A 13,991-nucleotide genomic window follows, 5' to 3' on the forward strand; every position below is an offset into this window, starting at 1 on the left:
ACAACACGCGATGACGATGTCACGGTCGGTGATAAGGCCCGTGAGCTTGTTGTTGTCGCCGCAGATGGGCAGGCAGCCGACGTCCAGATCCCGCATCATCTTCGCCGCGTCGTGCAAGGACTCGTGTGCACCCACACAGTGCGCTCCGCCGGACATGATGTCTCGGGCTCGCAACTTGGTGGCCATGATTCCTCCTGTCGCAGGAGTGTGCTTGCATGCCTCGCCTTCGATCACATCACGGATGACCCCGAGATGCTCACCGGGACGGCCGTAACCGGCCGCGGCGGGACGGGGGGGCCGCCTCCTGGGACGACTACCGGACCCGGCGCCGTCTCCGGGCGTAGTGTCGGTCCGTGACGACGTCGAATCCTTTCTTCGAGCCGAGTGATCTGCCGTACGCACTGCCGCCCTTCGCGCGGATCCGGAACGATCACTTCCTGCCCGCGTTCACCCGCGGCATGGCCGACCAGCGGGACGAGGTGGCGGCGATCGGCGCCGGTGCCGAGCCGGCGACCTTCGAGAACACCGTGGAGGCGCTGGAGCGCAGCGGTGCGGTGCTGGACCGGGTGCGCCGGGTGTTCTTCAACAAGGTGGCGGCGGACACCGACGAGGAGATCCAGGCACTCGAGGTCGAGATCGCGCCCCAACTGGCCGCCCATGCCGACCTGCTGCTGCTCGACCCCGCTCTGTTCGACCGGCTGGACGCGCTGTACGAGCAGCGCGGGGAACTCGGGCTGGACGAGGAGCAACTGCGGCTGCTGGAACGCCACCACACCCACCGGGTACGGGCCGGTGCCCGGCTCGCCCCCGAGCAGCAGCGGCGGCTGCGCGAGCTGAATGCCGAAATCGCCGCGCTGAGCACCGAGTTCATGCAGAATCTGCGGGCGGCCACCGCGGCCGCCGCGCTGGTGCTGGACCGGGCCGAGGAGCTCGCCGGCCTGCCCGCGGACCGGATCGCGGCCGCCGCCGAGCAGGCGCGGGCGCTCGGGCACCCCGGCAAGTTCGCGCTCACCCTGAAGAACTTCTCCTGCCAGACCGAACTCGCCGCGCTGGAGGATCCCGCGCTGCGCGAGCGGCTGCTCGCCGCCTCCCTCGGGCGCGGTATCGACAGCAACGGCCCGGTCGCCGTCGCCCTGGCCGGGCTGCGCGCCGAGCGCGCCGCGCTGCTCGGCTACCCCCATCACGCCGCCTGGGAGGTCGCGGACCGGACCGCCGGCACCACGGCGGCCGTCGAGGAGCTGTTCGGCCGGCTGGTCGCCCCGGCCGTCGCCAACGCCGAGCGGGAGGGCGCGGCGCTGGCCGAGGCGGCCGGGGTGGCGGAGATCGGCGCGGCGGACTGGCAGTACTACTCGGAACGGGTGCGCAAGGAGCGGTTCGACCTCGACGCGGCGGCGCTGCGGCCCTACCTGGAGCTGGACACCGTGCTGCACGACGGTGTCTTCCACGCCGCCGGGCTGGTCTACGGGATCACCTTCACCCGGCGCCCCGATCTGGTCTCGTACCACCCGGACGCCCGTATCTACGAGGTGCACGACGCCGACGGCAGCCCGCTCGGCCTGTACATCGGTGACTTCCACGCCCGCGAGTCCAAACGGGGCGGCGCCTGGATGGACTCGCTGGTGGCGCAGTCGAAGCTGCTCGGGCAGCGGCCGGTGGTGGTCAACAACCTGAATGTCGCCAAGCCTCCGGCGGGCGAGCCGGTGCTGCTGAGCTGGAGTGAGGTCAACACGCTGTTCCACGAGTTCGGGCATGCGCTGCACGGCCTGTTCTCCGATGTCCGCTATCCGCTGCTCTCCGGCACCCAAGTCCCCCGTGATTTCGTCGAGTTCCCGTCTCAGGTGAACGAGATGTGGGCGGACTGGCCCGAGGTGCTGGCACATTACGCCCGGCACCACGTCACGGGTGAGCCGATGCCGGCCGAACTCCCCGCCCGGCTGCGTGAGGCGGAGAACTTCGGGGCGGGCTTCCGGATGGTGGAGCACCAGGCCGCCGCGGTGCTGGACTGGGCCTGGCACACCCTTTCCGCGGACGGCGAGATGCCGGGCGAGGACGAGGCGGAGGCGTTCGAGGCGGCCGCGCTGGAGCGCTACGGGCTGGCGATGGCCGCGATCCCGCCGCGCTACCGCACCGGCTACTTCGCCCATATCTTCAGCGACGGTTACGCGGCGGGGTACTACGGCTACCGCTGGGCCGAGGTGCTCGACGCCGACACCGTGCGCTGGTTCCGGGAGAACGGGCGGACGATCCGGGCGAGCGGTGAGATCTTCCGCCGGGAACTCCTCGGCAGGGGCGGCAGTGTCGACCCGCTCGCGGCGTTCCGCGCGGTGGTCGGCCGCGACGCGGAGATCGGTCCGCTGCTGGACCGTCACGGGCTGACGGCCTGACGGACGGGCCGGCGGACGGGCCGGCAGGCTGGACCCCGGAGGTCCGGGCGCCCGGCTGATCATGGGTGGCGGCCGCTCCGTACCGGCTGAGCGGCCGTCGTGCCGCCGCGCCGCTCAGCCGGCGACGAAGCGCGGGTGCGGCTCCCCGCGGAGCCGGCCGGGCGGCAGCTTGCGGCCGTAGGCGACCAGCAGCAGGTCCTGGGCCGAGCCGTAGAGCGGTGTGCCGGTGCCGAAGGACCAGTCGAGGTCGTCGGCGCGGAGCTGGATGCCGCGGAGGTCGGCGCCGAAGAACCTGGCCGACCCGGGGGTGATCTTCTCCAGGAGGAGGCGCACCCGGTCTTCGGGGACGCGCCGGTCGTGGCCCAGGGCGACCGTGATGTCCAGGCCGTGCACCACGTCGTGCCCCAGGGCCGCCGCGAAGCCGCCGACCGGCGGCGTCCAGGGATGGTGCGCATGCTCCCGGAGGAAGCCGGCGAGCTCGCTCGTCGAAGCGGCGGCCGCGTCCCTGCGGGCGCACCGGTCGGTCATCCGGTGGAGATTGCCTCCCGCGCGGACGAGTTCGGCGAGCGTCTTGGGGAGCGAGTAGCGGAACCCCATCGACATATGCGCCACGACCTCCCGCACCCGCCACCCCGCGCACAGCGTCGGTGCGTCCCACTGCCCGGCCGGCAAACCGTCCAGCAGGGCTGCCAGTTCCCGGCGTTCGGCCGCGATCGCCGCCTTGGTGTCCATCGGAGTTCTCCTCTCGAACCGCCCCTGGTGTCAAGGATCTTGGCAGCGCCGCCATAAGTCCAAGAGCGGGTGGTTCTGCTCTCTAGAATCACCAGTTATGGAACTTCGACAGCTCCAGTACTTCGTCGCCGTGGTGGAGGAGGCCAACTTCACCCGGGCCGCCGCCCGTCTGCATCTGGCGCAGCCGGGGGTGAGCGCCCAGATCCGGCAGCTGGAACGGGAGTTGGGGCAGCCGCTGCTCGACCGCTCCGGCCGGTCGGTGACCGTGACGGAGGTGGGTGCGGCCGTCCTCACCCATGCGCGGGCCGCGCTCGCCGCCGCCGAAGGGATACGGCAGACCGTGGACCAGTTCAGCGGGCTGCTCCGCGGCCGCGTCAGAATCGGCCTGCTCTCGGGCGCCGCCAGTAGCCGGTTCGACATGCCCTCCCTCCTCGCCGATTTCCACGACGCCCACCCCCAGGTCGAGATCTCGCTCACCGAGGACACCTCGGAGCGGATGCTCGGCGCACTCCAGAACGGTGCGCTCGATATCGCCGTGATCGGCCTCATGGACGAGGCGCCGCCGCCGGGTACGGCCTGCCAGATCGTGGTGGACGAGCCCCTCGTCGCCGCCGTCGCACCGGGCGACGCCCTCCTGACGGCGGACACCGGGCGGACGGGCATCCCGCTGACCGCGCTCCGCGACCGTGCCCTGATCAGCCTGCCGCGCGGTACCGGACTGCGCGGGGTGCTCGAACGAGCCTGTACGGAGGCGGGGTTCCGGCCCCGGATCGCCTTCGAGGCGGCCGCCCCGCACGTCCTGGCCCGGCTGGCGGCGCGTGGCCTCGGGGTGGCCGTCGTCCCGGCCCTGCCGGCGGACGAGGCGGCCGCCGCGGGTCTGCGCACGCTGGAGATCACCGCGCCGCGGCCGCGCGGCCGGGTCGCCCTGGCCTGGCGGGCGGCAGGCCCCGCCGGCCCCGCCGCCCGTGCCCTGCTGGAACTGTTGCGCGCCGCGCTCCCCGCGGTGGGAAGCGGTGGCGGCACCGCGGCCGCCGGGCCTGCCGGGGAGGCCGCGGGTGCCGGGAACGCCCGGCAGGCCGCCGGTGCCTCCCCCGGTCACCAGGCCGTGGGCGCGTAATCCTTCAGGAAGCAGCCGAACAGGTCCTCACCGCGCTCGCCGCGGACGATCGGGTCGTACACCCGGGCCGCGCCGTCGACCAGGTCGAGCGGGGCGTGGAAGCCCTCGTCGGCCAGCCGCATCTTGTCGGGGTGCGGACGCTCGTCGGTGATCCAGCCGGTGTCCACGGCGGTCATGAGGATGCCGTCGGTCTCCAGCATCTCCCGCGCGCTGGTGCGGGTGAGCATGTTCAGCGCCGCCTTGGCCATATTGGTGTGCGGGTGGCCGGCGCCCTTGTAGCCGCGGCTGAACTGGCCCTCCATGGCGGAGACGTTCACCACGTACTTGCGCCGCGCCGGGGCCGCCGCCATCGCCGGGCGCAGCTTGCTCACCAGCAGGAAGGGGGCGGTCATATTGCACAGCTGGACTTCCAGCAGCTCGACCGGGTCGACCTCGTCCACCTTCTGGATCCAACTGTTGCTGGCGTGCAGATCCGGTACCAGCCCACCCGCGTCGATCGCGGTGCCCGCCTCGATCCGGGCGGGCGTGGCGGAGCCGGTGGTCAGGGCGAGGGCGGTGAGGTCGGCGGCGGTCAGCGCGCCGGACGTGCCCGCGGCGGCGGGGAGGGCCGCGGGGGCGCCGCTGCCGAAGTGCCCGAGGACGACGGAGGCGGGCAGCTCCCCGGCGGGCAGCGGGGCCGACTCTGCGGCGATCAGCTGTCCGTACGCCTCGGGTGACCGGCGGACCGTCTGCGCGGCGTTGTTGATCAGAATGTCCAGCGGGCCTTCGGCCCTCACCGTCTCGGCGAGCGCGATGACCTGGGCCGGGTCCCGCAGATCGATCCCGACGATCTTCAGCCGGTGCAGCCAGTCCGCGCTGTCCGGCATCGCCTTGAAGCGGCGGATGGCGTCGCTCGGGAAGCGGGTGGTGATGGTGGTGTGGGCGCCGTCGCGCAGGAGACGCAGCGCGATATACATGCCGATCTTGGCCCGGCCGCCGGTGAGCAGCGCGCGCCGGCCGGTGAGGTCGGTGCCGGCGTCGCGGCGGGCCCGGTTCTCCTTGGCGCAGGGCGGGCAGAGCTGGTGGTAGAAGGCGTCGACCTCGACATAGCGGCTCTTGCAGGTGTAGCAGGACCGGGGCCGCTCCAGGATGCCGGCCAGCTCCGTGCTCACGGAGCTGGCGAGGGCCAGGCCCTGGGTCTCGTCGTCGATCCGGTCGGGGGCACCGGTGGCGGTGGCCGCGGTCACCGCCCTGTCGTTGGCGCTCTTGGCCGCCCGGCGTTCCTGCCGCCGCCGCTGCTTCACCTTGCGGTAGATGCCGGCGGTGGCGCGCCGTATGGTGATCGCGTCCGGGTGGTCGACGGGCAGCGCGTCGAGCTCCTCCAGCACGCTCAGGCAGACCGCCATCCGCTCCGAGTCGATACCCGTGCCATCGGCCCGGCCTGTTTCGGTCACCGTCATCGCCGCTGCCGCTTTCCTGGGATCGTGTGTTCTATTCAAGCTTCGGCGGAACTGTACTGAGCCGGGGCTGTTGCGAACAAACCCGATGGGGGGCGCTCGTACTGGTGAGCGTGGCGCGGGGCGGTGGAGCGGCGCCCCACCGGTCAGGGCCGAGGGCCCGGCGCTCCGCGTGCGCCGGGCCCTCGTTGTGCCGTATTCCCCCGGCCGTCACCGCACCGGGTCGTGCCCCAGCTCGATGTCGAACTCACCGTCTCCGGCGGCCGCCACCTGCAGCGGGGTGGCCACCGGCGGGTAGCCGCTGGCGATCAGGGTGTAGTCACCGCTGTCGAGGTCGGTGAAGACATACTCCCCGTCGTGCCCGCTGGTGGCGGTGCCCACCACATTTCCCGCCGGGTCCAGCAGGGTCACCCGGGCGTCGTCGACCGGGCTGCCGTGCACCGTGCGTACGGTGCCGCGGACCTGGGCGCCGGGCGTCAGCCGGACCTCGTACCAGTTGCGGTCGCCGGTGGTGACCTCCACCGGGAGGGCGGACGGGCGGTGGCGGGCGGCACTGACGGCCAGGGTGTAGCTGCCGGGGGCCAGTTCACCGAACGCGAAGCTCCCGTCCTGGCCGGCCACTCCTGACGCCACGACCTCGCCGGTGACATCGGTGGCCACCACGAGCGCGCCGGGCACCGGCTCCTCGCCCTTCTCGTCGCGGACCTCGCCCTCAAGACCGACCGCGCCGCCGAGGGTCAGGTCGTACGAGACCGGCTCGCCGCCCACCACTACGGTCACGGCCTGCGGCTGCCGGGTCCCCGCGGAGCCGATCAGCACATAGCTGCCGGCGCCCGTCGTGGGCAGGGCGTAGCCGCCGTCGGCCGCGGTCGAGGCACGGCCGAGCTGCCGGCCGTCGACGCTGATCAGAGTGACCGCGGCCCGGTCCACCGGCCGGCCTTCGCTGTCCCGTACGGTTCCCCGGATCTCCGGCCCGGTCGTGCCGATGCCACGGTCCGCGGCGGGTGCGGATGCCGCGGCCACGGCCGGTACGGCGTCGGCGCGCGGGGCACCGACGGGCTCGGACGGCCCGGACGGCGGCGGGGTGACCACCGCGTCCTCGGCACCGTCCGCCGCCCCGTCGACGGCGTCCGCCGCACCACCGGCGGATCCGGCCGCCGCATCGGCTTCGGCGTCGGCCTCCGCACGGGCCTGGAGCCCGGAGATCTGCCGCAGCGGGACCTCCTTGATGAACCACATCAGCAGGAAGGCCAGCGCGACGACGATCGCCCCCATGAGGAAGACCGTGTGCATCGAGTCCGCGAAGCCGCGCTTGAACGGCTCGGCCAGCCGCGGGTCGAGGTGCTGGATGAACGACGAGTCGCTGAGCACGCCCGAGGAGTCCGCGTTGCCGGGGTGCTTGAGCATGTCGAGCACGGGCTTGTTGGCGGGGTCGTGCAGCACCGCGGGGTCATGCAGCGCGGCCTGGAAACGCTCGGTGGACGCCGCGTCCTTGAACGCCGCGGAGATCTTGTCACCGACCGTGCTGAACAGTACCGACAGGAAGACCGCGGTTCCGGCGGTGGCGCCCATCTGACGGAAGAACGTGGACGAGGCGGTCGCCACCCCCATGTCCCGCGGCGGCACCGCGTTCTGCACCGCCAGCACCAGCGTCTGCATACAGCCGCCCAGGCCGAGGCCGAAGACCAGCATGTAGATCATGGTCTCCCACAGCGGGGTGTCCCACTGGACCCGGAAGTGGAAGAGCAGCATCGCCGCGATCATCAGCGCGGTCCCGATGATCGGGAAGACCTTGTAGCGGCCGGTCTTGGCGGTGATCTGGCCCGACGCGATCGAGGCGATGAACATGCCCGCCATCAGCGGCAGCATTTCCAGACCCGAGCTGGTGGGGCTGGCGCCCTTCACGATCTGGAGGTACTGCGGGATCATGAGCATCCCGCCGAACATCCCCATCCCGATCAGCACGGACAGCACACTGGTCTTGCTGAAGGTGCCGTTGCGGAAGAGCCGCATCGGGATCAGCGCGTCATCGCCGATCCACCGCTCGACGAAGATCCAGGCGATGATGCCGACGCCACCGATCGCATAGCACGCGAGCGACCGGGAGGAGTCCCAGCCCCACTCCCGGCCCTGCTCCGCGACGAGCAGCAGCGGCACCACACCGACGGAGAGGGTGAGCGCTCCCCACCAGTCGATGCGGTGGTCGCGCCGGGTGTGCGGAATGTTGAGGACCTTGGCGACCACGAACAGCGCGATGATCCCGATCGGGACGTTGACCAGGAAGACCCAGCGCCAGCCGGTGATGCCCAGCAGCTGGTCCTGCCCGGCGAGGGCCCCGCCGATCAGCGGCCCGGCCACACTGGAGGTGGCGAAGGTGCCCAGCATGTAGCCCTGGTAGCGGGCGCGTTCACGAGGCGGGACGATGTCCCCGATGATCGCCAGCGCCAGCGACATCAGACCACCGGCGCCCAGGCCCTGCACCGCCCGGAACGCGGCGAGTTCGGTCATCGAAGTGGAGAAGGTGCACAGCACCGAACCGACGACGAAGATGGTGATCGCGGCCAGGTAGTACGGCTTGCGGCCGTAGAGGTCGGACAACTTGCCGTAGAGCGGCGTGGCGATCGTCGAGGTGATCAGATAGGCGGTGGTCGCCCAGGCTTGCTGGCTGAGGCCGTGCAGATCGTCGGAGATGGTCCGGATCGAGGTGCTGACGATGGTCTGGTCGAGCGCGGCGAGGAACATCCCCAGCATCAAACCGCTGAGGATGGTGAGGATCTGACGGTGACTCAGGACTCCTGGTCCGGGTATCTCCCCGGTTCCCGCCCCGGGCGGGGAGGTGGCGGTGCTCATGTACGTAGGTCTCCCTGCTCCACGGTGGCGCCCTGGTCTCCCCCGGGACCCAGCCGTGTGTGTTGTCGTTCTGCCATGTCCTCGTTGAGACGGCCGAGCAGCCGGATCAGGTCGGCCCGGTCCTGGGGCGACCAGGGTTCGAGGAGCGCGGCCAGTTCCGCGTCGCGCTGGGCGCGGTAGTGCGCGAACGCGGCACGCCCGGCCTCGGTCGCGGCCAGCAGCGACCCACGGCGGTCCTCCGGGTCCGGGCGACGGGTCACCAGGCCGCGCTCCACCAGCGAGCGCACCTGCCGGCTGACGGTCGACAGGTCGAGGAACGCATCGGCGGCCAGATCGGTCGCCCGCTGATCCCCGCCGACCACCAGCCTGGCCAGCAGCACCCGGTCGGCGGCACCACCGTCGCCCTTTGCCCGCTGCTTCCAGGCCGCGATCAGCCGCGAGAAGCGGACGATCTCCGTTCCCAGCCCGGCGGCCGCCTCCTCCAGCCCCGACGAGGCCGTGACCTCCGGGGCAGCCCGGTCGCAGTCATGGACCGTGCCCTTACTCATCGTCGTGATCCTTCGCGGTGCGGTCATCGGACGTGGTGCGGTCATCGGACCGTGGATACCTTGCTTGTATCCAGCAAGCATAGCGGCTGGAATCATCCGCTCCGCACCGCCCAACCCCGGGGTACGGGCGCGGAGATGGGGGCGCGGAGGCAACGGCCCGGCCGTATATGCTCCGCCACGCCCCCTCTACGAGCGGCGCACGTAAACCCGGCGGCGCACGGAAACCGAAAGCCCGCCGCCGCCATCCGACCGGCCGGAGACCGCTGTGCACCTGCCCCCTGAACTTCTCGCGCTGCTGCGCCGGCCGAGCGTCTGCTTTCTGGCCACCTCGATGCCCGACGGATCCCCTCAGCTGACCCAGACCTGGGTCGACACCGACGGCACCCATGTGCTGATCAACAGCGTCCGGAGCCATGTCAAGACCCGGAACATCGGGCGCGACCCCCGCGTGGCCGTCGCGGTCTCCGACCCGGATCACCCCGCGCGCTACTTCCAGGTGCGCGGCCGGGTGGTCGAGACCACGACCGAGGGCGCGGTCGAGCACATCGAACAGCTCGCCCAGAAGTACCTCGGCGGGCCCTACCCCTGGTACGGCGGCCGCGACGAGGAACGCGTGCTCTTCGTCATCGAACCGCAGAGCATCAGCGGCACGGGGTGAGGCACGGCTCCGGAACAGCCGGGGACCGCGACGCCCGCCTGGGTACGCCACGGGTCCGGCGGCGAGCCCCCCTCGTCTGACAGACCCCTGCTCAGCCCCGTGTGCCGCTCTCGTCCCCGCTCAGCAGGCGCACCACCTGGGCCGGGCAGGACTGCACCGCGCCCACCCGCTTTCTGGTGCACCGCCGACGCTACGACGCCTTCGTGACCGCGTTCGCCACGGCGGCGCAGGCCCTGCGGACCGGCCCGCCCGGCGATCCGGTCGCCGACTTCAGCCCGCTCGACAGCGCAGCCCAACTCGCCTCCGTACAAGCCTTGTTGAGCCGTCTTCCGGACCATGCCGAGGTGGTGACGGGAGGGACGGGACCGGCGCGACCGGGGTGGTTCCACTCCCCCACGGTCGTGGCCGGGGTACGCCAGGACGACGAGATCGCGCAGGAGGAGATCTTCGGCCCGGTCGTCACGGTGCAGCCCTTCACGGACGCGGCCGAGGCCCTCCGGCCGGCGAACGGGGTCCGGTTCGGGCTTGCCGCGAGCGTGTGGACCCACGACCACGCGCGCGCCATGCGGGCCACCCGCGCCCTGCACACCGGGATCGTCTGGGCTGTGAGCCGGCGGGCCCGGGGCTCCGGGCGGCCGGCTCAGATGTCCGCCGGTCCGGGCTCCGTACCCTCGCGGACGGCGGCCGGGGCCTCGTCCTGAGCACCTGTCAGGTCCCGGGCCAGCGCCACGCGGGACAGCAGCACCGCGCCCCACAGGACCAGCGCGACGCCCACCGCCTCGGGCAGCAGCCACCAGCCGGCCCGTACCCGTTCGTCAAAGAGGGTGACGCCCAGCGACAGGCTCAGCAGCGCGTCGCCGAGCGTGAGGACCGGCTGCGAGGCGGTCAGCGGGCCCGACTGCATGGCGTTCTCCAGCAGGAAGATGGCCAGTACGCCGGTCAGGGCGAAGCCATAGGTCTGCCAGGTGCTGAAGAATGCGGCGGGGCCGCCGGTCTGCCAGGCATGCGTGGCGTCCTTCAGCATGGCCGCCGTGAGGGCGTATCCGACCGCGGTCGCCCCGGCGAAGCAGGCGGCCCGTACGCCGCCCGCCCCGCGCCGGAGCGCGGCACCGACCGCCATGACGATCACCGCGGCGCAGACCGCCAGCGCGGGCACCCAGCGGTCGAAGGGGGCATGGGTGGTGCCGAGGGTGGGCGCGGCGGCGGCGAGGGCGGAGCCGAGGCCGACGACGAGCAGCGCCACCCCGACCCAGCCGGAGCGGGGGATGTGTCCCCCGAGGAGGACCCGTCCGATGAGCAGGGCGAGGGGCAGTTCGAGGACGAAGAGCGGCTGCACCACGGACAGCGCTCCCTGGGACAGTGCCAGCGCCTGGAAACAGGCCGCGGCGACGACCGCGAGCATCCCGCCGAGCCAGACGGCCCGGTGCAGCAGGTCGACCAGCAGCCCCAGGCGCAGTCCGGCGGAGAGCGGGACCGTGCGGGCGGCCCGGCGCTGGAGGACCGTGGCCAGCGCGTTGCTGGCCGCCGCGAGCAGTGCGAACAGTACGGCCGGCCACGTGGTCACGGCCCACCTCCTCGTCGGCCACCCGGGCACCGGGGAGGGGCCCGCGCCGTGATGGCCGGGCGGCGGCGGGGCGGCGCTGTACCGGTCTTCGACGCTATCCGGCGGCCGACGGGACGGCCCGGCGACACGGGCGCCGGAGGGCCGTATTCGCTGAGCCGGACGGATGCCCGACCGCTCCCGCTCCCGTCCCCCGCCATGTCCTGGAGACCGCCATGCTCTGGAGACCGCCATGCCCCAGGGCGTACAAGGTGCGGTGTCAGGACTGTGCGACCGGTGCGCCGATCACTGCGCGGATGGTCGACAGGAAGGTCAACAGGAAGGTCAACATCGGCTCGATGGGCGACTTCCGGTTTCCGACTCCCCGGCTCCCCCGCTCCCCCCGCTCCCCACCGCCGGCGTACCGCGGCTGGCCCACGCACGGGACGCAACGGCGCGTGCCGACCACCACACCCCCGGTATAAAACAGCACAAAAAAGGCATATTCCTGCTAGCCGACATGGACAGCTGGTCAGGAATGCCTATGCCCTCCCTCGCCCCCCGATGGCCCCGATATGTCGAGTTCGCTCCGAGCGTCCTGGTCGCCGGAGGGCTCGCCTGGGACGCGTTCTCGCCGGCCGACTACTGGGGCGACCCGATGCTGACGGCCGCCAGCGTGACGGCCGGTGCGCTGCTCTCCCTGCGGCACACCCTCGCCATCGGCGCCGCCATCGTCGGCGGCGTCTTCGCGCTGACCGTGAAGGACGGCACCGCAGGCGACATCGTGGGATACCTGGAGCTCATCAACACCCTCTTCGCCGCGCTCATGGGGGTCGGCGTCAACCGGGTGATCGCCCGCCACGGACGCCATCTGGATGTGGTGCGTTCGGTGGCGGAGGCCGCCCAGCGTGCCGTGCTGCCCGCGCCGCCGGAACGCATCGGCCCGCTGGCCGTCGCCGCCCGCTACCAGGCCGCCCAGAGCGAGGCCCGGATCGGCGGCGACGCCTATGCCGTCCAGCGGACTCCGTTCGGCGTCCGGCTGCTGATCGCCGATGTGCGCGGCAAGGGGCTGGGCGCGGTGAGCGCGGTGTCGGTGCTGCTGGGCGCGTTCCGCGAGGCCGCCGAGGAGGAGCCGGACCTCGCGACGCTGGCCGACCGGATGGAGCGCGCCCTGCTGCGGGAGAGCGAGCACACCTCCGAGGAGGACCGGCTGGAGGGCTTCATCACGGCCCTGCTCTGCGAAGTCCTCCCGGGGGCCGCGGGCCTGCGGATGCTGAACTGCGGCCACCCCGCGCCCTACCTCTGCCACGACGACGAGGTACGCGTCCTGGAGGCCGGTGATCCGGGGCTGCCGCTGGGCATGGGCACGCTGGGAGTGGAACGCACCCTCCCGGCCGACCGGCCGTTCCCGGCGGGCAGCACCCTGTTGCTGATCACCGATGGCGTGACGGAGGCCCGCGACGCCACCGGCCGCTTCTACGATCCCGCGACGCAGCTGGCGGGCCACGGCCCGTTCCGGGGGCCACAGGACGTGATCGACCGCTTGGTGCGGGACGTCGAGCACTGGACCGGCGGCCCGCGCGACGACGATATGGCGGTGCTCGCGGTCACCCGGCAGATGGAGGGCGGGATGCGGGCCCCGCACAGGGGGAGCAGCCCCGCCCGGTGACGTGGCGGCGGGGCGCGGCGGCGGGGCCACGGCCGGTGCCCCGTTCGCGGACGCAACTGATCCGTGGCGGCCGACGACCGGCATGACTCCCCGTCATCACTCCACGACTGCCGCCACATCGCGGCTTTTCCCCATCCCTTTGGGAATTTCGTCGTGTGCTGCCGAAAATTCTGGACAAGAGATGAGATGATCAGTCAGAGCATCAGCATCCGCACCGAGCGACCCTTCGCTCCCGCGCAGATCGGAGTTGATGTGTCCGACAACAGATCAACCCTGCTGAGTCAGCGCGCCGCCGTCATTTTCCTCCTCGGCGCCCTCACCGCTATCGCCGCCGGGGTGCTCACCTTCTTCAACGGCGGCACCCCGGCCTCCGCCACCCTCGTCGGCGGCGCCGCCTTCGGTGCCGCCGTCACCTTCTTCCATACGGTCATCGACTGAGCTTCCCCACGGACCTCCGGGTCTGCCCCTTGGCTCCGCCCGGCCGGACGCCCAGGCACCGGGCCCACACCTGCAAGTTGTTCCTTCAAATAGCTTGAGGTTTCCAGGCCCGGCCCGGCCTCCGCGCCTCAGGCGGAATCCGTGGCACCGCATGCGGTGCGCCGCCGCACCTCAAGTGCCAAACTTGAGTCACCGCGCCCGGCCGCCGGCCGGGGCCCTTGTCGCCGAGGGGAACATCATGACCTGGGCATCTTGGACCACTGTGGGGATCCACGCCCTACCTGGCGCGGTTCACACCGCGGAGATCGGCGTGATCAACGGTGACCTGACCATTCACACGACCTGGTCGGAGAACCTGGCCCACGTAGCCGTGCAGTACACCGGGGCGTCGGACTGGTACACCATGGCCGGCAGCCCCGTCCCGTGCGATTCCGAAGAGGCCAGCCGCACCTTTCACCAGGCCGTCGTCGAAGCCGTACGCGGCGGAGAGCGCGCCGACGCCTCCCTGGAGGAGCTGTTTCACCACTAGGCAGTGTCTTCAAATGATCTCGGGTGGTGGATCATGGTCGGGTGATACGTCGCCATGAACTGTCGGATGCCGAGTGGGAGTTCGTCCGGC

Annotated in this window: 13 protein-coding genes; 7 read left to right on the forward strand and 6 right to left on the reverse strand. The window is 71.9% G+C overall.

Features of this window, described 5'->3' with window-relative positions; translation table 11 throughout:
• Positions 1-186: CBS domain-containing protein (locus tag ACZ4XD_RS36130; RefSeq protein WP_468049623.1), on the reverse strand; the 186-nt coding region annotated here is incomplete at its 3' end.
• 167 nt (positions 187-353) lie between these two features.
• On the opposite strand from ACZ4XD_RS36130, the gene ACZ4XD_RS36135 reads away from it, so the two are divergent.
• Complete coding sequence (locus tag ACZ4XD_RS36135; RefSeq protein WP_468049626.1) at positions 354-2,384, forward strand: M3 family metallopeptidase; 2,031 nt, start codon at positions 354-356, stop codon at positions 2,382-2,384.
• Between the two features lie 114 nt (positions 2,385-2,498).
• On the opposite strand, the gene ACZ4XD_RS36140 is transcribed toward ACZ4XD_RS36135, so the two are convergent.
• A complete protein-coding gene (locus tag ACZ4XD_RS36140) occupies positions 2,499-3,116 on the reverse strand; it encodes a maleylpyruvate isomerase family mycothiol-dependent enzyme (protein WP_468049628.1) in 618 nt (205 codons plus the stop codon).
• A gap of 97 nt (positions 3,117-3,213) precedes the next feature.
• On the opposite strand from ACZ4XD_RS36140, the gene ACZ4XD_RS36145 reads away from it, so the two are divergent.
• Complete coding sequence (locus ACZ4XD_RS36145; protein ID WP_468049630.1) at positions 3,214-4,233, forward strand: LysR family transcriptional regulator; 1,020 nt, start codon at positions 3,214-3,216, stop codon at positions 4,231-4,233.
• Here ACZ4XD_RS36145 and ACZ4XD_RS36150 read toward each other — a convergent pair.
• The 3 genes from ACZ4XD_RS36150 to ACZ4XD_RS36160 all read right to left on the reverse strand — a co-directional run bounded on the left by ACZ4XD_RS36150 (position 4,212) and on the right by ACZ4XD_RS36160 (position 9,067).
• The gene (locus ACZ4XD_RS36150) at positions 4,212-5,672 is read right to left on the reverse strand and encodes an SDR family NAD(P)-dependent oxidoreductase (protein WP_468049632.1); all 1,461 of its coding nucleotides are present in this window, start codon (positions 5,670-5,672) and stop codon (positions 4,212-4,214) included. The genes ACZ4XD_RS36145 and ACZ4XD_RS36150 overlap by 22 nt on opposite strands.
• Positions 5,673-5,879: 207 nt before the next feature.
• Positions 5,880-8,519 carry an MFS transporter gene (locus ACZ4XD_RS36155; RefSeq protein WP_468049634.1) on the reverse strand — a complete coding sequence of 880 codons (2,640 nt, stop codon included), beginning with the start codon at positions 8,517-8,519 and terminating at the stop codon, positions 5,880-5,882.
• Entirely contained in the window at positions 8,516-9,067 is a 552-nt protein-coding gene (locus tag ACZ4XD_RS36160; RefSeq protein ID WP_468049636.1) for a MarR family winged helix-turn-helix transcriptional regulator, read from the reverse strand. The genes ACZ4XD_RS36155 and ACZ4XD_RS36160 overlap by 4 nt, the downstream gene beginning before the upstream one ends.
• Positions 9,068-9,332: 265 nt before the next feature.
• Here ACZ4XD_RS36160 and ACZ4XD_RS36165 point away from each other — a divergent pair, with 265 nt between their 5' ends.
• Together ACZ4XD_RS36165 and ACZ4XD_RS36170 are read left to right on the forward strand one after the other, a co-directional pair.
• Complete coding sequence (locus ACZ4XD_RS36165; protein ID WP_468049638.1) at positions 9,333-9,725, forward strand: PPOX class F420-dependent oxidoreductase; 393 nt, start codon at positions 9,333-9,335, stop codon at positions 9,723-9,725.
• A 101-nt stretch (positions 9,726-9,826) separates the two neighbouring features.
• A complete protein-coding gene (locus ACZ4XD_RS36170; protein WP_468049640.1) occupies positions 9,827-10,426 on the forward strand; it encodes an aldehyde dehydrogenase family protein in 600 nt (199 codons plus the stop codon).
• Here ACZ4XD_RS36170 and ACZ4XD_RS36175 read toward each other — a convergent pair.
• Positions 10,366-11,289 carry a DMT family transporter gene (locus tag ACZ4XD_RS36175; RefSeq protein WP_468049642.1) on the reverse strand — a complete coding sequence of 308 codons (924 nt, stop codon included), beginning with the start codon at positions 11,287-11,289 and terminating at the stop codon, positions 10,366-10,368. The two genes, ACZ4XD_RS36170 and ACZ4XD_RS36175, sit on opposite strands and share 61 nt — an antisense overlap.
• A gap of 520 nt (positions 11,290-11,809) precedes the next feature.
• Here ACZ4XD_RS36175 and ACZ4XD_RS36180 point away from each other — a divergent pair.
• From ACZ4XD_RS36180 to ACZ4XD_RS36190, 3 genes are all read left to right on the forward strand, one after another.
• A complete protein-coding gene (locus ACZ4XD_RS36180) occupies positions 11,810-12,934 on the forward strand; it encodes a PP2C family protein-serine/threonine phosphatase (protein WP_468049644.1) in 1,125 nt (374 codons plus the stop codon).
• A 186-nt stretch (positions 12,935-13,120) separates the two neighbouring features.
• Positions 13,121-13,372 (forward strand): hypothetical protein, encoded by a 252-nt coding sequence (locus tag ACZ4XD_RS36185; RefSeq protein ID WP_042158299.1) that lies wholly within the window; start codon positions 13,121-13,123, stop codon positions 13,370-13,372.
• Positions 13,373-13,610: 238 nt separating this feature from the next.
• Positions 13,611-13,901 carry a hypothetical protein gene (locus ACZ4XD_RS36190; RefSeq protein ID WP_042158296.1) on the forward strand — a complete coding sequence of 97 codons (291 nt, stop codon included), beginning with the start codon at positions 13,611-13,613 and terminating at the stop codon, positions 13,899-13,901.
• Positions 13,902-13,991 lie beyond the last annotated feature (90 nt).

The sequence above is a fragment of the Streptomyces sp. NPDC029466 genome (assembly GCF_055574515.1).

Bases quoted from the DNA above. Each gene is read 5' to 3' on its own strand.
- ACZ4XD_RS36140 (WP_468049628.1), bottom strand. From the start codon at position 3,116: ATGGACACCAAGGCGGCGATCGCGGCCGAACGCCGGGAACTGGCAGCC.
- ACZ4XD_RS36145 (WP_468049630.1), top strand. From the start codon at position 3,214: ATGGAACTTCGACAGCTCCAGTACTTCGTCGCCGTGGTGGAGGAGGCC.
- ACZ4XD_RS36150 (WP_468049632.1), bottom strand. From the start codon at position 5,672: ATGACGGTGACCGAAACAGGCCGGGCCGATGGCACGGGTATCGACTCG.
- ACZ4XD_RS36155 (WP_468049634.1), bottom strand. From the start codon at position 8,519: ATGAGCACCGCCACCTCCCCGCCCGGGGCGGGAACCGGGGAGATACCC.
- ACZ4XD_RS36160 (WP_468049636.1), bottom strand. From the start codon at position 9,067: ATGAGTAAGGGCACGGTCCATGACTGCGACCGGGCTGCCCCGGAGGTC.
- ACZ4XD_RS36180 (WP_468049644.1), top strand. From the start codon at position 11,810: ATGCCCTCCCTCGCCCCCCGATGGCCCCGATATGTCGAGTTCGCTCCG.
- ACZ4XD_RS36185 (WP_042158299.1), top strand. From the start codon at position 13,121: ATGATCAGTCAGAGCATCAGCATCCGCACCGAGCGACCCTTCGCTCCC.
- ACZ4XD_RS36190 (WP_042158296.1), top strand. From the start codon at position 13,611: ATGACCTGGGCATCTTGGACCACTGTGGGGATCCACGCCCTACCTGGC.